Consider the following 17,586-nt stretch of genomic DNA (forward strand, 5'->3'; position numbering starts at 1 on the left):
TTGCTGCGCGACTTGGCCGCTAGGGCTTTAATCTGCCTGCCTTTCCCGTTATGCTCCCATGAGTGATTTTTGCCTTGAATGTAGAGTTATCCCCATGCACCCCGCTTTCTCAGTCATTTTCCTGACAACCCTCATCGGTGTCGGTCAGGGCCTGTTTCTTGCCTTGTTCACAGCCCAGCTCTATGCCCTGGCCGGTCTTCTGGAGGCGCAACCGAGCTGGGATTTCTATGCCTTGGGCTCGCTGGTGTCGCTGGGTTTTCTCGCCTTGGGTCTGCTGGCCTCCTTCTTCCATCTCGGCCGTCCCGAACGGGCCTGGCGGGCTGCCAGCCAGTGGCGTACCTCCTGGCTATCGCGCGAGGTCATAGCCCTGCCCATCGCCATTGGGCTGATTGCCCTGTATGGCCTGCTGCATTTTCTGGAATGGACCGCGCCATTGTTCACTCTGGGCGAAGGCCTTGCGGTGGACGCCAGCCTGATCATCGGTGTGCTGGCGACCCTGGCGGTGTTTGCCCTGTTTGTCTGCACCGGCATGATCTACGCCGCCCTGCGTTTTCTGCAGGAATGGCACAGCCCGCTGACGGTGATCAACTTCACCTTGTTCGGCATTGCCTCGGGCTTTCTTGCCGCCGCCGTGCTGGCCGCCTGGCAGGGCAGTGATCTGGCAGGCTTTTTCGCCGGCTGGGCCTTGGTGGCCACCACCCTGGCGCTGATCGGCCGGGGTGCCTCTTTGTTGCGCAATCGGCGCATCAAGCACAAGTCCAATGTACAAAGCGCCATCGGGGTGCGCCACACCGTCATCAAGCAAAAGGCCATGGGTTTTCTTGGTGGCTCTTTCAATACCCGCGAGTTCTTTCACGGTAGTTCACGGGCCAAGGTGACCCTGATCCGCAATCTGTTTCTGATCCTTAGCTTCCCACTTCCCAGTCTGTTTGCCGCCATTCTCCTGTTCGGCTGGGGCGGCGTGGAGTTGGCCCTGCTTGCCTTCATAAGCCAATATCTGGGCCTGATGGCCGAGCGTTGGTATTTTTTTGCCGATACCAGCCATCCGCAGAATATCTACTATCAATCCATGGCCTGATGGCCCTGGGAGCTAAGTGCCTGGGAGCTCCGAGCGCTGGCTCGGAGGCGTTCTGCATGGGCCGGTGTCTAGCCAGTTGTAGACCAGCCATGTCCTGAGCCTGTCGAAGGCCACGCCCGCTTGTCCGATCTCGATCAGCAAGCGGCTGGAATCACGGGCAAGCTTCCTCCCAGCGGACAGCCCAAGGGTAGGAGCGGCCTTGGCCGCGAAGGGCGCTTAACCCTAAAAAGAGCATTTGGCCACAGAGCCACAGAGCGCACAGAGAAAAATCAATGTGTTGGAAAGCGAACATTCAAAACCTTCTAAGTGAGCCCAGTCTGATAGGTAACTCATTGAAACAACTCTGTGATCTCGGCTCTGGCTCCAGGCTTCGCTCTACCTCCTCCGTCCCTGGAGTCGTCGGCTCTGGCTCCAGGCTTCGCTCTACCTCCTCCGTCGGGCCTACAGGGAGGTAGGTCATGCCAAACCGATGACTGGATCATCGGTGGCCCTGGAGTCGTCTGTGGCTCTGTGGCCAAATGCTCTTTTTAGGTTCATCCGAACATTAGGCTTGGCCGCATCAGGATAAAAACCCCATGTACCCTCGTTTGAGTCTGCTGCATCTGGATGAATTGGGCGAGAAACGGTTGGCCCGGTTGCGCGATCTGCTGGACCCGGCCGAGCGTGAGCAGGCGGCACGTTTTGTGTTTGAGGCCAATCGGCTGGAGTACATCGCCGCCCACGGCCTGCTGCGCAGCCTGCTGGCGGAGGAGACCCGGCGGGATGGGGCCAGGCTGCGCTTTATTCGAGCGGGGCAGGGGGCCAAGCCCCGGTTGGATGGAGCGGAAGGGCAGGGGTTGGATTTCAACATCAGCCATACCAGCGGGCTGGTGGTCTGCGCCCTGCTGCGCGATGGTCAGCTGGGGGTGGATGCCGAATACTTGGGGCGCAATCTGGACCTGTCGCTTGCCCGCCGCTTCTTTGCCGCCGATGAGGCCGATTGGCTGGAGGAACAGGCGGAACCGGCGCAGGCCTTTGTGCAGCTGTGGACCCTGAAAGAGGCCCTGGTCAAGGCTGTGGGGCAGGGCATTGCCATGGGGCTTGGGAGTTTTTCCGTGCGCCCCGATCCGCCGCGCCTGTTGCGCGTTGATACACCTTTGCTGGGCAAGCCGGAGCGGTGGCGGCTGTGGCAGACCCGTCCCGGTGACAGCTACAGCCTGGCCCTGGCCTGGTGTGGTGCAGATGCCACAACTGAACCCCAGATCATCAGCCCCTGGGCCCTGTTGCCCTGATCGTGCATGACGGATAGAGCAAAACAGACCGATCAGAAAATCCAGCTGATCATCAGCCAAATAATGAAGAAAAAGAGGAAGAATCCGCCCAGTATGAACTGTATTTCACCCAGCAGGCCATCGCCCGAGGCCAGGGCAAACACCAGCATCAGCCCCAGGGTAATGAAAAAGGAGATGATGGCGGCATCCTTCAGCCCCAGCCCCGGAGCAAGGTGCAGGACAATCAGGTCAGATAGCGGCGGCAGCATGAGCAGTGCGGCAGCGACCAAGACGGCCACCAGTGCGATGAGGATGATGGCGATTCTCCGAGATTCGTTCTTGTCCTGATTGTCGAGCTGTCCGGTCATTGCCTCAGTCGTCGTTTTGCCCTAGTTTGATCAATTCCCGTACCCGGTTCGGCTCAGGCATGCCGGTAGCGACGATCTCTGGGCTGTCGCCAGCAGTAAAGATCTCCAGGGTACCCACCCCGAATATGCGGTTAAAGAAGGATTGCTTGACCCTGATGGTGCGCACACTGTTGATGCTGATCTCTGCGCGCTCCTTGCTCAGCAGGCCCTTCTCAAACAGAATTTCGCTATCATTCATCGAAAGCCGGGATGACTTGGTTTGCAGATACCACCAGAGCAGAATCAGCAGGCCCAAGCCAAATGCCGGGATCAACACCAGGCAGAGAATGAACCCCAAAGGGTTGTTCTTGAACATTGCGGGGTGTTCATCGTAGAGCGCTCCCTGCTGCTCGATAGTGTCTTTACTCATTGCATGGATCCTGTATGAAGGTTCTCGGAAAGGAGGGATTGTAACTTGGTGCTTAAGAAAAAACAGGAAAACAATTGGGGCCTGGCCCTAAGTACTCTGTGGAGCCAAGGCTTATAACTCGGTGATCAGGCTAGTATTTACCAAGGGATTTGTTTTTCTGAATCAAGAACCACTGGCGATAGGCTGTCCTCGGTTTCAGCCTCCTGTTCGGCAAGAATCTCCCACATACCGTTTTGGTGGAGCCAGATGGGATCGGCATCCTGCGTAATCCACTCATCCTCTGGGATACCATCGATGGTAGCCGGGCGTTTCACCCTGACCTGGTTGCCATTCATGAATACCGTCATATAGTTGCGCCGACGCTCCTGCTTGGCCTTCTTGTGCGCTTTCTTTTGCTGGGGAGTGAGTTGATTTTTGTTTTTTTCATCCTGGGGCACTCATGCCTGAAGGATGCCATTAATGCCGCAACATTTCTTGAATTTACTGCCACTACCACAGGGGCAGGGGTCGTTTCTGCCGACCTTCTGCCGGGGTTGTGTTTGACAAACTGACACGGCCGCCTTGACGGCCTTGTAATCATTTTTCATTTTTTCAATCCAGAAATCATTAAGCAACCGCTGGAATAACACCAGAATAGCATCGGGGTTGAGCAGGTTCGGGCTGGTAAGATCAATGCTTGCACCGTCCATGGGCGGAAATACACCATCATCACTGGTGCCCATCCATTGTCTGTAATAATCCGCCGACTCCCAACCAAAGTTGATGATGGCAACCGGCTTGCCGTTGTGCTGCACCTGAATCATGGTCTTGCGGCAGTCGCAATCGGGTTCATCACAGTACATATCGATAAAGCTGTATTCGCCGTCGGGTAACTCCTGGCTGTCCACAAGCGTCACCGTGCGAACGCGATGCGCCTGGCCAATGAATTCACCTGCAGGTATAAAAGTCATTAACTACTCCTTACTCGTTTTGCATTGGAAAAGAAAAAACCGATTATCCTGAAAAGAGCAGTTGAACCGCAGATTTCTCAGATTCTAAACGAATGCGAATATGGCTTTGATCATCAAATGGACGATTGAACGCGAAATTATCAAGATAGATTCTCATGATACTTTACTTTCTTGATCGTGAGTTATTTTTATTGTTATTCATCTGTCTCGCTTTTCATTTGCTAACGTCGCAAATCAGCCGACCGAAAAGCGCGTAGCGGTTTTTGGGTCGGCTGGATTTGCCTTGTTAGGCGACTTAGCGTCTGATTCCACCACCATACCGACCGAGACCTTGATCCAGTTCACGCCTTGGATCTACACTGAGTTCATCTCGCATTTGAGCACGAACATCTGTTTCGTAGCGTATCTGGTCACTTGGCCTACTAAGGTCATATTGATATTGGGTGCCTCCAGAACCTTGGTATCGATAGTTGGGGTTGCCTGAGCTATCATATGGGTCATTACTGTAATCCCATGCAATTGCGGGCAACGACACCGTTGTTGCGATAAGCCCTACAGCCATCATGATATTTCTTTTCATAATATTCTCCATTTGTAGTAACGTCGTTCTTGCCTACATTGCTAGGCGCCCGACGTTGTTATACGCCTACCAGTTGAATAGACTGAGATCTGCCAATATTGTGCTAGACAGGCGTCAGTCTAACGCAATATTGCTAGATGGTGCTCGAAGGTTAATAAACCTCCCTTCAACCTACCTGAGCCCAATCCGGCCCCCTAACCCATAACACCCCAAATCTTACTCCCCATCCCGCATCAATTCTATCAAGTCATCGGTTGAGGGCAGGGCGGTGCTTTCTTCGCTGGAGGTACGTCTTCGGCCTTGAAGTCGCGCTGGCAGCCGAGAGTTTCCTTGCCGATGCGGCCGATCAGCTGCTTGCGACCCTGGCCCGGCGGCAGGTGCGGGCCATCCGGGTCCAGGGGGCGAGTATCTTACTACAGCGTGGTCTTGGGCTGAGTCTCCCAGGCCAGCGCCATGACCAGGGCCAGGTGGCCGGCCTCAGGGCTGAGTTTGGACAGGATGTCTTCTGCTGAGGGAGCTTCATCTTCGGGGGGGCTCCATCGGCTCACAGGTAGTCATCGTCATTTTGTTTTTGCAACAGGATCTTGAGTGGATAGCGATCCTTGCTGTTTGGCGTCTTGCAGAAATAGAAACTGGCACGGACAGCGCGGCTGAAGCCGGCGAGGGAGAACCGCTCTATCTTGGTGTCCTTGTCCCGCCGCAGGCGCAGCCATTTGCCCTCCAGCATCTCCGCCACCAGGGCCTGTGCCTGGGGTTGATCCAGGTCGAAATAACCGCTGGTAAACTTGACCCCCTGCCGGGTGCGGCCGTTCTGTTCATCCTTGAAGCGTAGTCGGCGCTTGCTGTCCTGGTCCACCCGGGCCTGGATGCTGTGCCCCTTGAGGCCGGTGGCGTAGGGGCCATAGAGGCTGTAGGCCAATTGCACCCGGCAAGGCCCCTGTTTTTGCGGAGAGGCGGTCAATTGCAGGCGGGATTTGCCATAATGGCCGCTGGCCGAGAGGCTGAAGGCGGAATAGCTGCCGTTCATGGAGCGGGTCTCAAAGTGCCAGTCCCCCACCCGCTCCTGATCGGCCAGGGCGGCAGAGGGTAAAAGGCTCAGCAGCAGCAGGGATAAAGTCCAGCGCATGGGTGTCTCCTCCGGGGTGGGGGTTACACTTTAGACAATTGCGCAGGGTGAGAAAAGCCGCGCCTTCTGTCGGGTCCTTCTGCGCTGTTCAGCGCGGGTTCATCTTGCCTGGCTATGCTGTGCTGGTGGTCGATAATCAATGCAGGATCGAGGAGTTCCATGATGCCCAGACCCTTGTTGCAACCCCTTTTGCCGATACTGCTGCTCGGCCTTGTCGCAAGCGCCAGCGGCATGGGCCTGGATCAGGCCGTGGCCAAGGTGCGTGAGCAGACCGGTGGCCGGGTGCTCTCGGCGCAAACCCTGAACCGTGTGCATCAAATCCGTGTGCTGACCCCCTCCGGTCAGGTGCGCCTGATCCGCATTCCGGCCGATGGCAAGGCCTCTAACCCGAAGCAAGGCCGCTGATGCGGGTGCTCCTGATCGAAGATGAACGCGCCCTGAGCCAGCAGCTACAGGCTCAGCTGCAGGCACGGGGGCATGTGGTGGACTGCGCCTATGATGGCGAGGAAGGCCTCTACATGGGGCGGGATTACCCGCTGGATATCGCCGTGATCGACCTGGGCCTGCCGGGGATAAATGGCATCTCCCTGATCCGGCAGCTGCGCGCCGCCGGCAAGACCTTTCCCATCCTTATCCTTACCGCAAGGGACAGCTGGCGCGACAAGGTTGAAGGCCTGGAAGCCGGGGCCGATGACTACCTGGTCAAGCCTTTCAATCTACAGGAGCTGCTGGCCCGTCTGGCGGCCCTGCTGCGCCGCTCCAGCGGCTGGACCTCGCCGCTGATCCGTTGCGGCCCGCTGTGCCTGAACCATACCGAGCAGAGCGTCAGTCTGCACGACCGGCCGGTGGAGCTGACCGCCTACGAATACCGTCTGCTGGCCTATCTGATGCTTAATGCCGGTAAGGTGGTGTCCAAGCTGGAGCTGACCGAACACATTTACGAGCAGGACTTTGACCGCGACAGTAACGTGCTGGAGGTGCTGATTGGCCGGCTGCGGCGCAAGCTGGACGCCGACGGAAGCCTCAAGCCCATCGAAACCCTGCGCGGCCGTGGCTATCGCCTGACCCTGAAGCGGGAGAGCGAATGAGGCGGGCAGGTACGCTGGGGTATTGTAAGGATATGGATCCGAATCGGCAGATATTATGTCTTCCCTGCATCGTCGTCTGAGCCTGGCCACCCTGGCCCTGCTGCTGCTGTTTCTCGGCCTCACCGGTTGGCTGTTGAGCAGCGCCCAGCAGCGCAGCCTGGAGGTGGAGATCCGCAACCGCCTGCTCGGCCATGTCTATGCCCTGTTGGGCGAGGCGCGGGAGGACGGCCAGGGCGGCCTGGGCCTGCCCGATCAACCGGCCGATCCCCGCCTGAGCCAGACCGATTCCGGTCTGCAAGCTGAACTGGCTGATGACAACGGGCAGATCCTCTGGCGCTCCGGCTCCCTGCTGGGCCTGGAAACCCCACCCATGCCCCGTCTGGCGGCGGGGGAGCAGCGCTTCGGCCGTGATGCCGATGGCTATCGGCTGCTGTTTGGCCTGGAGTGGGAGACACAGCAGGGGGCGCTGCGCCCCTATGTGCTGCGCATCGGCCTGCAGGCGCAGCAGGTGGATCAGCAATTACGCCAGTTTCGCGTCTGGCTCTGGCTCGGGCTGTTGCTGCTCGGGCTCGTTCTGCTGGTATTGCAGGGCCTGCTGTTGCGCTGGGGGCTGGCCCCGTTGCGGCGCATCGCCAGGGCGGTCAGTGAGATCGAGGCGGGCCGGGCCGGACGCATAGGCGGCGACTATCCGGCGGAACTTCAACCCCTGGCAGACAATCTCAACTCACTGATGGCCCACAATCGGGCCCAGCAGGAACGCTATCGCACCAGCCTGGATGACCTGGCGCACAGCATAAAAACCCCCCTGGCGCTGCTTCAGAGCGGCCTGGACAGCGCCCAGCCCGAGACCTTGCGGCAGGCGGCGCAACAGGCCCTGCCGCATATCGATGCCCTGGTGCGGGGCCGGTTGCGGCAGGCGGCGGCCAGCGGCTTTGCCGGCCTGGGCCAGCGGGTGGCCCTGCGGCCCCTGGCCCAACGCCTGCTCGCCACCCTGGCCAAGGTCTATGCCGAGCGCGGGCTTGAGTTGGAAAACCGCATCGCCGCCGAGTTGAGGGTGCCGGTGAGCGAGAACGACCTGCTGGAGATGCTCGGCAACCTGCTGGACAACGCCTGCAAGCATGCCCGCAGCCGGTTGTTTATCGCCGCCGAGGCGCTGCCCCAGGGCTGGCGGCTGTGGATCGAGGACGATGGGCCGGGCATAGCCGTCGATCAAAGCGAGCAGGCGCTCAGCCGTGGCGGTCGATTGGATGAACAGTATCCGGGCCAAGGCATAGGCCTGGCGGCGGTGAACAATCTGGCCGGTCTGTATCAGGGGCGGCTGGAGATCGGCCGCAGCCAGGCCTTGGGCGGGGCCAGCGTCGGTGTGATTCTGGGGGATAACGCGGTCAGGAAAAAAACTTGACTGTTTTTCTCGGGATCTGCTAGCCTTATTCCCGAGTCAATTACTAAGTTTTTAGCTTTTCGAGCAAAGAGGTTACCATCATGAGACTATCCACCAAGGGGCGTTACGCCATCACAAGCATGCTGGATCTGGCCCTGAAAGGTGCCGATGAGCCGGTTACCCTGTCGGAAATCGCCCACAACCAGGGCATCTCCCTTTCCTATCTGGAGCAGCTGTTCTCCAGCCTGCGCAGCAAGGGTCTGGTCAAGGGCGTGCGCGGTCCGGGCGGTGGCTATTATCTGGGGCGGGATCTGAATGACATCAGCATCGCCGACATCATCTGCGCCGTGGACGAATGGGTGGACATGACCCAAAAGCGACGCAAGGGCAGTACCCCGCTGCACGCCTTTCATTCCCCCTCCCAGGGTCTGTGGGAGCGTTTGAGCACGGATATCTATGACTTCCTCGACCAGATCACCCTGGCCGACCTGACCCGTGATCAGAACCACTTCCTGCTGGATACCCGCAAGGCGGCATGATCCTGATCATCCTGTGAAGGGGTAGCCTGGATGCAGCGAAGCGGAATCCGGGGTGCCCCTGCCTAGCGCCAACCCCGGATTCCGTTGCGCTTCATCCGGGCTACAGGCTCCTAGAAGCAGCCAAGAGATATTTCATGCTCCAGGCTGTCACTGGCCGTTGCATGAGCCTTAGTTGAGCAACTCCTGTACCGCGCGGATCTCCTTCTGCGACTGCTCCAATACCACCAGCGACAGCTTGGGGCTGAGCTTGCCCAGGGCCAGCTTGTGGAAGGCGGGCACCAGGTCCAGGCGGGGTAGGGTGGGGTCCCGCGAGCCGACCTGGGCGTGCAGCTTGGCAACCATCACCAGATCCACATAGTTGGGCCGGTCGGCGTCATCGCGCATCCAGTCGCGGCAATGCCTGACCACTTGCAGCAGGTCATCGCCGAAATTCCATTGCTCCATGATGATGGCACCCACCTCGGCAGAGACATGATCCACCGCCTGCCACAGGTATTCTTCGTTATCCATCAACTCGGGATGGCGCTTGCTGTCGTTGATCACGGCAATGGCACCAATATTGTGTACCAGGCCGGCCAGCATGGCCCGTCCTGGGTCCAGTCTGGGGGTCATCTTGGCCAGCACGCTGCTGATGGCCGCCACCCGGGTGGTGTCGCGCCACATGCGGTCCATGGCCCGCTGTAATACCCGTGAGGGGTTGTGGAACAGATTCTTCAGCAGGAAGCTGATCACCAGGTTGCGGGTGGTGCTCAGGCCCAGGCGCGTGACCGCCATTTCACAGTTGCTGATCTTGCCCAGGCCGCTGTACAGCGGGCTGTTGGCCACCTGGATCATGCGTGCGGTCAGGGCCGGGTCGAGCTGGATGATGCGGGCGATATTGGCCGAATCGGCCTCGGGCTTATCGATGGCGCGGCCGATGCGTACCCCTAAATCCGGCGGGCTGGGCAGCTCCAGCATGCCACTGCGTGCCTCTTCGATGAGTTCGGCGAACAGGGATGGCTCGACCATGCCGGACTTGGCCTGTTCACCATAAAACCGGCCATCGGCGGAGACCTTCTCCGCCCCGCGGATCAGGTCCAGAGGGAAATGCGCCAGCAGGCTGCGTTGCCTGGCCGTCACCAGGCCGCTGTTGGGGCCCAGGGGCAGGGGAAAGGTGGCCTGGCCGGTGGTGGCCTTGATCTTGTTCAGCGAACCGTTTTGCTCGAACTCCAACTCGCCCTGAATCAGATACACGGCGCTCTTCTCCACGCTGGGGCCAGAGCTGGGGATGGTGCTGCCGGCCGGGTGGGAACTCAGGCTGGCCTGTTGGGCCAGGTAGGCGATGACCCGCCGCGGCAGCAGGCGAATGGGCAGGAAGTGGCGGATTTGCTCGGGGCCGATCTCGCCCTGGGTGCCCGCCGCCGGGCCGACCTCTGGATTGGTGCTTGGTGTCGGGTCTGGCGTTGCTGTCCTGGCTGCCGCCGGATTGGATTTAGCAGACTCTGCAGCGGGTGCGGTTTTGCTGGCCGAGGTGCTGCCCTGGCTGGTCTTTGCCGCCCTGGATTTGTTGAAAAGCCCGAAAAATCCCATGCTTTTTGGTTCCCCATGAAAGAGTGCGTACAGCGATCTTGGCCGGAAGTGCAGGTCAAGTTTCTCAAAATCCCCAGCCAAACCCGGTTAGACTAGGAGCCTGAGTCGCCTGATCCTGGATCGGCCCGGCCAGCTTAGCGAAAATCCATGCAATTCAAGTTGGTATTGAGTTCCGAGCGGCCAGTTTACAACAGGGCCGGGCAGGAACATAGAATAACGGCTTGTGCCGCAACAACCGAGTATCCTGAATAGTGCCAAAAAAAAGACCCGAACGATGCGCCCTGACCCTCGACCCCTACCACAGTCGTGAGGCGCGCAACTACGAAAACCCCATCCCCAGCCGTGAATTTATCATGCAGACCCTGGAGGATGTGGGCAAACCCCTGCAATTCGATGAAATTGCCGAGGCCCTGGACCTCAGCCTGGAGGACCAGCTGGAGGGCCTGCGCCGCCGCCTGGGTGCCATGCAGCGCGACGGCCAGCTATTGTGCAACCGCCGTGGCGGTTATTGCCGGGTCAACCGCAAGGACCTGATCGCCGGCCGGGTGCTGGCCCACCGCGATGGCTTTGGCTTTTTGCAGCCGGAGGAGGGCGGTAATGATCTCTTCATCTCTGCCCGCGAGATGCGCTCCCTGTTCCACTACGATCGTATCCTGGCGCGGGTGGCAGGGGTGGATCGCAGTGGCCGACGCGAGGCGGCGGTGGTGGAGATCCTGGAGCGCAACACCCACAAACTGGTGGGACGCATCCATATCGAGGCCGGCGTCGGCGTGGTAACGCCGGACAACAAGCGCCTGCATCAAGACGTACTGGTGCCGCCGGAGCAGTTCAACGGGGCCGCCAACGGCCAGATGGTGGCCGTGGCCATAGTCGAGCAGCCGACCAAATACAGCAAGGCCATAGGCCGGGTCACCGAGGTACTGGGCGACCACATGGCACCGGGCATGGAGATCGATGTGGCGATGCGTTCTTACGGCATCCCCGACGAGTGGCCGGATGAGGTGCTGGAGGAGATCAAGGCCTTCTCCGAACAGGTGCCGGAGGCGGCCAAGCAGGGCAGGGAGGACCTGCGCGGGCTCAATCTGGTGACTATCGATGGCGAGGACGCCCGCGATTTCGACGACGCCGTCTATTGCGAAAAGACCGAAAAGGGCTGGCGCATGCTGGTCTGCATCGCCGATGTCTCCGCCTATGTGCAGCCCAACAGCGCCCTGGACCAGGAGGCAACCAAGCGCGGCAACTCGGTGTACTTCCCCGACCGCGTCATCCCCATGCTGCCGGAGGTACTGTCCAACGGCCTGTGCTCCCTCAATCCCCAGGTGGATCGGCTGTGCATGGCCTGCGAGATGCAGTTCAATGCCGAGGGCAAGATCATCCGCTCGCGCTTCTTCGAGGCGGTGATGCACTCCCAGGCCCGGCTGACCTACACCCAGGTGGCGGCCATGCTGGAGGAGAACGACGCCAAGCTGCGCCAGCAATATGCCCAGGTACTGCCCCATCTGCATGACCTCTACGACCTGTTCCGGGTGCTGGAATGGGCGCGGCGGGTACGCGGTGCCATCGATTTCGACACCCTGGAGACCCGCTTCCTGTTCAATGCCGAGCAAAAGGTCGAGCAGGTGGTGCCGGTACAGCGCAATGTCGCCCACCGTATCATCGAGGAGTGCATGCTCGCCGCCAACGTGGCCGCAGCACGCCTGTTCCAGCGCAAGAAGCTGCCCATGCTGTATCGGGTACATGACCTGCCCAAGGAGGAGAAGGTCGAAGGCCTGCGTGAATTCCTCGGCGAACTGGGCCTGAGCCTGCCGGGCAAGAAAAAGCCTCGCGCCGCCGATTACGCCGCCCTGCTGGAGCAGGTCAAGGGTCGGCCGGACTTCCATTTGATCCAGACCGTGATGCTGCGCTCGCTGAATCAGGCGGTGTACAGCGCGGACAACAAGGGCCACTTCGGCCTCTCCTATCCCGCCTATACCCATTTTACCTCGCCGATCCGGCGCTACCCGGACCTGCTGGTGCATCGCGGCATCAAGCACCTGCTGGACGGCGGCAGCACCGAGGACTTCCGTTATCCCCTGAGTGCCCTGCAGCATCTGGGCGAGCAGTGTTCCATGACCGAGCGCCGCGCCGATGACGCCACCCGTGATGTGGTCGATTGGCTCAAGTGCGAGTACATGCTGGATAAGGTAGGCAACAGCTACAGCGGCATTATCACCGGGGTCAACTCCTTTGGCCTGTTCATCGATCTGGACGAGATCCACGTCACCGGTCTGTTGCACGTCACCGCCCTGGATCGTGACTACTACCACTTCGACCCCATCGGTCATCGTCTAACCGGCGAGCGCAGCGGCGAGGTGTTCCGCCTGGGTGATCCCATCGACATTCAGGTGGCGGCGGTGAATCTGGACGATCGCAAGATCGACTTCGTCCTGCCCGGTGGCGAGGCCAAGCGCAAGTCCCAACCTCAATCCAAATCAAGAAAATCCAAAGGCGAACAACCCGCCAGCCCGGCAGCGGAGGACAAACCCAAGGGCAGAAAGCGCAGCAGGAAGCGTAAATGAGTCCAAGCCCGAGCCGCATCGGCGGCCTGCACAGCGTCAAGGCGGCCCTCAAGCACCAGGGCAAGGTGCTGAGCCTCTGGCTGGATGCCGGTCGGCGTGACCGGCGCGTTCAGGAGATCATGGAGCTGGCCCGCCAGGCCGGTGTCCGCCCCCAGCTCCTGAGCAAGGACGAGCTGGATCGGCTGCTGCCGGACAGCAATCACCAGGGCGTGATCGCCGAGGTGCAGGGCGCGGCGGCGCGCAACGAGCAGGGTCTGGAGGAAATTCTGGCGGGCCTGGCTGAGCCGCCCTTTCTGCTGGTGCTGGATGGGGTGACCGACCCGCACAATCTGGGTGCCTGCCTAAGGTCTGCCGATGCCGCTGGGGTGCATGCGGTGATCGCGCCTAAGGATAAATCCGTCGGCCTCACCCCGGTGGCGGTCAAGGTTGCCAGCGGCGCGGCGGAGAGTCTGGCTTTCATCCAGGTCACCAACCTGGCGCGCACCCTCGATTGGCTGGCCGATGAACACCGGGTCTGGATCGTCGGCCTGGCCGGTGAGGCCGAGCAATCGCTGTATCAGGTCGATCTCAAGGGCCCGCTGGCCCTGGTGCTGGGCAGCGAAGGCGAGGGCATGCGCCGCCTGACCCGCGAACACTGCGCCTTGCTGGCCAAACTACCCATGCGCGGTCAGGTGGAAAGCCTCAACGTCTCAGTGGCCAGCGGCGTGGCCTTGTTCGAGGCCGTGCGGCAGCGGACGGGTGGCTGATTGAGCGGTGCGCCCGTTAAAGCACGGCCACGCCTTCCGTCTCCAACATGGCCACCAGCCGGATCAGGGGCAAGCCGATGAGGCTGTTGGGGTCGTCGCCGATCAGGCGTGAGAACAGGGCAATGCCCAGCCCTTCGGACTTGAAGCTGCCGGCGCAATTGTAGGGCTGCTCGCGGAGCAGGTAGGCCTCGATCTGCCCCTGGCTCAGTGGCCGGAACTGCACCCGAAAGGGCTCGCAAGCCCGCTGGCAGCGGCCACTGGCGCTGTTCAACAGGCACAGCCCGGTGACAAATTCTACCTCACGCCCGGCGGCCTGGCGCAACTGCTCGCGGGCACGCTCGTGGTTGCCGGGCTTGCCCAGGACCTGTCCATCCAGGCAGGCCACCTGATCCGAGCCGATGATCAGGCAATCGGGGAATGCCTCGGCCACCGCTTGTGCCTTGCCTTCGGCCAGGCGCAATACCAGCTGCTGCGGCGTCTCCCCTGGCAGGGAGGATTCATCGATATCCGGCGCGGCGGTGGCAAAGGGCAGCCCCAGCCGACCCAGCAATTGCTGGCGAAAGGGCGAGGTGGAGGCAAGGACCAGGGTTGGGCGCATGACGGGTTTCCTCTGCTGGGGTGGAGACGGGGTGCCATTCTAGCCCGAATGGACGGTAAGACATCGCGCCTTGCGGGCCAGGACGGAGAAACCTGGGGGAGACAGGGAAGCCTGGGTTTTGACAGGGCAGGCCAGGCGTTTTATTATTGTCCGCTTATGTCGTCTCCACTGCCTGATTTGATCAACCCCTGGCGCCTGATTCAGCTGCACAAGGGCTTTGCCGGCAAGGCGGGCGCGGAGGCCTTGCCCCGCCTGAGCGCTGCCGTGCAGGCGATCCTCGGCGAGGTGGAATACCATCTGCTGTTTGGCCGCAATGAACAAAGGCAGGCACGCATCAACGGCGAGGTGCGGGCGCAAGTTCAGATGGAATGCCGCCGCTGCCTGAGTCCGGTGCAGCTGGCCTTGCATTCGACCCTTGAGCTGGCACCGGTGGCCACTGAGGCAGAGGCCGAGCGCCTGCCGGAGGGGCTGGATCTGGTGGTGTTGCAGGATACGCCCATGCGCCCCCTGGATCTGATCGAGGACGAGCTGCTGCTATCCCTGCCGGCCTATCCCTGTCACCCGGAAGAAAGCTGCATTGAGCAGTTGGTTCCAGAAGAACAGCTGGCCAGCCTGAGGCCGCCTGAGGCCGAAGAGGTCGAGCCTCCAAGCCCCTTTGCCGTACTGGCAGGCCTGAAGAAATCATTCTAACTACTGCAAATCAATACATCATTCAACTTAGCTAACGGAGACCCCCATGGCTGTTCAACAGAATCGCAAGACCCCATCCAAGCGCGGTATGCGTCGTTCCCACGATGCCCTCAAGGGCCCGACCCTGTCCACCGACTCCACCTCAGGTGAGCTGCACCTGCGCCATCACGTCACCGCCGACCACTTCTACCGGGGCAAAAAGGTACTGCAAGGCAAAGAAGCGGAATAGGCCGCTACGGCCACGCCCCCTTTCTGATGACCCGCCCGGTCACCATTTCCCTCGATGCCATGGGTGGCGATCACGGCCCGAACGTGATCGTCCCGGCGGCACTGGACTTTATCCGTCGCGACAGCCATACCCGGCTGATCCTGGTGGGCCGTGAAGAGGCCATCCGGGAACAGCTGGGCGGACGCCCGCTGCCCGAACGGATCGGCATCCATCACGCCTCCGAGGTGGTGGAGATGACCGATCTGCCGTCGCGGGCCATGCGCAACAAGAAGGACTCATCCATGCGCCTGGCCATCAATCTGGTCAAGGAGGGCGCTGCCGATGCCTGCGTCAGCGCCGGCAACACCGGTGCACTGATGGCCACTGCGCGCTTTGTGCTGAAGACCATCCGCGGCGTGGATCGCCCGGCCATCATGACCGCCCTGCCATCCATGACCGGCGAGACCTGGATGCTGGATCTGGGGGCCAATGTGGATTGCAGCGCCGATCACCTGTTGCAGTTTGCCTACATGGGCAGTGAGCTGGTGCTGGCGATCAAGTCGGTGGACCGGCCCAAGGTGGGGCTGCTCAACATCGGCGAGGAAGAGATCAAGGGCAACGAACAGGTGAAAAAGGCCCACGAGCTGCTGAGCAAGTCGGCCCTGAACTACATCGGCTATGTCGAGGGCGATGATGTCTATAAGGGTGGGGTGGACGTGGTGGTCTGTGATGGATTTATCGGCAACGTCGCCCTGAAAAGCAGCGAGGGCGTGGCGAAGATGATCAGTCAGTTCATGAAAGACGAATTCAAGCGCAACCCCCTGACCCAACTGGCCGGCCTGATTGCCCTGCCGGTGCTGCGCTCCCTGCGCCGCCGGGTGGACCCAGGCAACTACAACGGAGCCAGCCTGCTCGGCCTCAAGGGCATAGTGATCAAGAGCCACGGCGGGGCCGATGCCCATTCCTTCAGCAATGCCATCCGCATCGCCCGGCAGGAGGTGGACGCCGATGTGCCCAACCGCATCGCCGCTCGGCTTGAGGCGCACCTGAACCCAGGTCTGGCGGCATGAACCTGGCCCGTATCACCGGCACCGGCAGCTGTCTGCCCCAGCGGGCCGTGACCAACCAGGATCTCGAAGACCTGGTGGATACCTCGGACGACTGGATCTGGGAGCGTACCGGCATCCGCAAGCGGCATATCGTCTCCGCTGGCGAGACCACCGCCAGTCTGGCCGAGCAGGCCGCCTGCCAGGCCATGCAGATGGCCGGCAAACGGCCGCAGGATATCGATCTGATCATCCTGGCCACCACTACCCCGGACCAGGTCTTTCCCAGCACCGCCTGCTTGCTGCAACAGCGCCTGGGTATTCACGGTTGTGCCGCGTTTGACATCCAGGCGGTCTGCACCGGCTTCATCTATGCCCTGAGCACGGCGGAGAAATTCATCCGTACCGGCAGCGCCCGCTGCGCCCTGGTGGTGGGGGCGGAGACCCTGTCCAAAATCGTCGATTGGACCGATCGCACCACCTGCGTCCTGTTTGGTGATGGTGCCGGTGCCCTGGTGCTGGAGGCCAGCGAGGAGAGCGGCATTCTCTCTACCCATCTGCATGCCGATGGGGCCTATGAGAACCTGCTGCGGGTGCCCGGCGGCATCAGCAACCGCGAGGCCTCGGGCTACATCGAGATGCGCGGCAATGAGGTGTTCCGCATGGCGGTGACCACCCTGGGGCGCATCGTCGATGAGACCCTGGAGGCGAACCAGCTGCACAAGTCAGACATCGACTGGCTGATCCCCCATCAAGCCAATATTCGCATCATCCAGGCCACGGCGAAGAAGCTGGGCATGGGCATGGAGCGGGTGGTGGTGACCGTGGATCAGCACGGCAATACCTCTGCCGCCTCCATCCCCCTGGCGCTGGACGTGGCGGTGCGCGACGGCCGCATCCAACGCGGCGAGACCCTGCTGATGGAGGCCTTCGGCGGCGGCTTCACCTGGGGCTCGGTGCTGGCGAAGTTTTAAAGGACAGAAGGGACGCAGAGGACGCAAAGAAGCGCAAAGGACGCAGAGAAGAAAGAGGAAGAAGTAGCCCGGATGGAGTGTAACGGAATCCGGGGTTGTCGCTGGCAAAGCTCTAAGAATGGACGCAGAGGACGCAAAGAAGCGCAAAGGACGCAGAGAAGAATGAGGAAGAAGTAGCCCGGATGGAGTGCAACGGAATCCGGGGTTATCGTTGGCAAAGCTCTAAGAATGGACGCAGAGGACGCAAAGGAGCGCAAAGGACGCGGAGAAGAATGAGGAAGAAGTAGCCCGGATGGAGTGCAACGGAATCCGGGGTTGTCGCTGGCAAAGCTCTAAGAATGGACGCAGAGGGCGCAAAGAAGCGCAAAGGACGCAGAGAAGAATGAGGAAGAAGTAGCCCGGATGGAGTGTAACGGAATCCGGGGTTA

The 17,586-nt window shown here is 60.7% G+C and carries 19 protein-coding genes and 1 pseudogene; 12 read left to right on the forward strand and 8 right to left on the reverse strand.

Going from position 1 to position 17,586, the window contains the following annotated elements:
• Positions 1-94: 94 nt before the first annotated feature.
• Together D5125_14480 and D5125_14485 are read left to right on the forward strand one after the other, a co-directional pair.
• On the forward strand, positions 95-1,078 hold the full coding sequence (locus tag D5125_14480; protein ID QFY90583.1) for a dimethyl sulfoxide reductase anchor subunit: 984 nt from the start codon (positions 95-97) through the stop codon (positions 1,076-1,078).
• 575 nt (positions 1,079-1,653) lie between these two features.
• A complete protein-coding gene (locus D5125_14485; protein ID QFY90584.1) occupies positions 1,654-2,349 on the forward strand; it encodes a 4'-phosphopantetheinyl transferase superfamily protein in 696 nt (231 codons plus the stop codon).
• Positions 2,350-2,381: 32 nt separating this feature from the next.
• Here D5125_14485 and D5125_14490 read toward each other — a convergent pair whose 3' ends face one another.
• The 6 genes and pseudogenes from D5125_14490 to D5125_14525 form a co-directional block, all read right to left on the reverse strand.
• Positions 2,382-2,696 (reverse strand): hypothetical protein, encoded by a 315-nt coding sequence (locus D5125_14490; protein QFY91180.2) that lies wholly within the window; start codon positions 2,694-2,696, stop codon positions 2,382-2,384.
• 4 nt (positions 2,697-2,700) lie between these two features.
• A complete protein-coding gene (locus tag D5125_14495; GenBank protein ID QFY90585.1) occupies positions 2,701-3,051 on the reverse strand; it encodes a PH domain-containing protein in 351 nt (116 codons plus the stop codon).
• A 191-nt stretch (positions 3,052-3,242) separates the two neighbouring features.
• On the reverse strand, positions 3,243-3,542 hold the full coding sequence (locus tag D5125_14500; GenBank protein ID QFY90586.1) for a hypothetical protein: 300 nt from the start codon (positions 3,540-3,542) through the stop codon (positions 3,243-3,245).
• Positions 3,543-3,632: pseudogene (locus tag D5125_14505) on the reverse strand (SEC-C domain-containing protein). It lies immediately after the preceding gene.
• A 718-nt stretch (positions 3,633-4,350) separates the two neighbouring features.
• Positions 4,351-4,575: a hypothetical protein gene (locus D5125_14515; GenBank protein QFY91181.1), complete on the reverse strand. Its 225-nt coding sequence runs from the start codon at positions 4,573-4,575 to the stop codon at positions 4,351-4,353.
• A gap of 604 nt (positions 4,576-5,179) precedes the next feature.
• Complete coding sequence (locus tag D5125_14525) at positions 5,180-5,761, reverse strand: hypothetical protein (GenBank protein QFY90588.1); 582 nt, start codon at positions 5,759-5,761, stop codon at positions 5,180-5,182.
• A gap of 162 nt (positions 5,762-5,923) precedes the next feature.
• Between D5125_14525 and D5125_14530 the strand changes: the two genes are divergently transcribed.
• The 4 genes from D5125_14530 to D5125_14545 all read left to right on the forward strand — a co-directional run bounded on the left by D5125_14530 (position 5,924) and on the right by D5125_14545 (position 8,769).
• Positions 5,924-6,166 carry a ribosome biogenesis GTPase RsgA gene (locus D5125_14530; GenBank protein QFY91182.1) on the forward strand — a complete coding sequence of 81 codons (243 nt, stop codon included), beginning with the start codon at positions 5,924-5,926 and terminating at the stop codon, positions 6,164-6,166.
• The gene (locus D5125_14535; protein ID QFY90589.1) at positions 6,166-6,849 is read left to right on the forward strand and encodes a response regulator transcription factor; all 684 of its coding nucleotides are present in this window, start codon (positions 6,166-6,168) and stop codon (positions 6,847-6,849) included. Before D5125_14530 ends, D5125_14535 begins: the two co-directional genes overlap by 1 nt.
• A 55-nt stretch (positions 6,850-6,904) precedes the next feature.
• A complete protein-coding gene (locus tag D5125_14540; protein ID QFY90590.1) occupies positions 6,905-8,251 on the forward strand; it encodes a HAMP domain-containing protein in 1,347 nt (448 codons plus the stop codon).
• 80 nt (positions 8,252-8,331) lie between these two features.
• Entirely contained in the window at positions 8,332-8,769 is a 438-nt protein-coding gene (locus tag D5125_14545; protein QFY90591.1) for an Rrf2 family transcriptional regulator, read from the forward strand.
• A gap of 168 nt (positions 8,770-8,937) precedes the next feature.
• Here the strand turns inward: D5125_14545 and D5125_14550 are convergent, their stop codons facing one another.
• Complete coding sequence (locus tag D5125_14550) at positions 8,938-10,338, reverse strand: HDOD domain-containing protein (protein ID QFY90592.1); 1,401 nt, start codon at positions 10,336-10,338, stop codon at positions 8,938-8,940.
• 251 nt (positions 10,339-10,589) lie between these two features.
• Here D5125_14550 and rnr point away from each other — a divergent pair, with 251 nt between their 5' ends.
• Both rnr and rlmB read left to right on the forward strand, forming a co-directional pair.
• Positions 10,590-12,896, forward strand: coding sequence for a ribonuclease R (gene rnr, locus D5125_14555; protein QFY90593.1), 2,307 nt, complete (start codon positions 10,590-10,592; stop codon positions 12,894-12,896).
• Positions 12,893-13,642 carry a 23S rRNA (guanosine(2251)-2'-O)-methyltransferase RlmB gene (rlmB, locus tag D5125_14560; GenBank protein ID QFY90594.1) on the forward strand — a complete coding sequence of 250 codons (750 nt, stop codon included), beginning with the start codon at positions 12,893-12,895 and terminating at the stop codon, positions 13,640-13,642. Before rnr ends, rlmB begins: the two co-directional genes overlap by 4 nt.
• Positions 13,643-13,658: 16 nt before the next feature.
• On the opposite strand, the gene maf is transcribed toward rlmB, so the two are convergent.
• The gene (gene maf / locus D5125_14565) at positions 13,659-14,240 is read right to left on the reverse strand and encodes a septum formation inhibitor Maf (protein ID QFY90595.1); all 582 of its coding nucleotides are present in this window, start codon (positions 14,238-14,240) and stop codon (positions 13,659-13,661) included.
• Between the two features lie 156 nt (positions 14,241-14,396).
• Between maf and D5125_14570 the strand changes: the two genes are divergently transcribed.
• The 4 genes from D5125_14570 to D5125_14585 are packed head-to-tail and all read left to right on the forward strand — an operon-like array spanning position 14,397 to position 17,158.
• Positions 14,397-14,930, forward strand: coding sequence for a DUF177 domain-containing protein (locus D5125_14570; GenBank protein QFY90596.2), 534 nt, complete (start codon positions 14,397-14,399; stop codon positions 14,928-14,930).
• 46 nt (positions 14,931-14,976) lie between these two features.
• Positions 14,977-15,159: a 50S ribosomal protein L32 gene (gene rpmF / locus D5125_14575; GenBank protein QFY90597.1), complete on the forward strand. Its 183-nt coding sequence runs from the start codon at positions 14,977-14,979 to the stop codon at positions 15,157-15,159.
• 26 nt (positions 15,160-15,185) lie between these two features.
• On the forward strand, positions 15,186-16,208 hold the full coding sequence (plsX, locus tag D5125_14580; GenBank protein ID QFY90598.1) for a phosphate acyltransferase PlsX: 1,023 nt from the start codon (positions 15,186-15,188) through the stop codon (positions 16,206-16,208).
• Positions 16,205-17,158, forward strand: coding sequence for a ketoacyl-ACP synthase III (locus D5125_14585; protein QFY90599.1), 954 nt, complete (start codon positions 16,205-16,207; stop codon positions 17,156-17,158). The genes plsX and D5125_14585 overlap by 4 nt, the downstream gene beginning before the upstream one ends.
• Positions 17,159-17,586: the final 428 nt, after the last annotated feature.

It is taken from the genome of gamma proteobacterium SS-5 (assembly GCA_009497875.2).
Classification (GTDB): domain Bacteria; phylum Pseudomonadota; class Gammaproteobacteria; order Chromatiales; family Chromatiaceae; genus Magnetovirga; species Magnetovirga frankeli.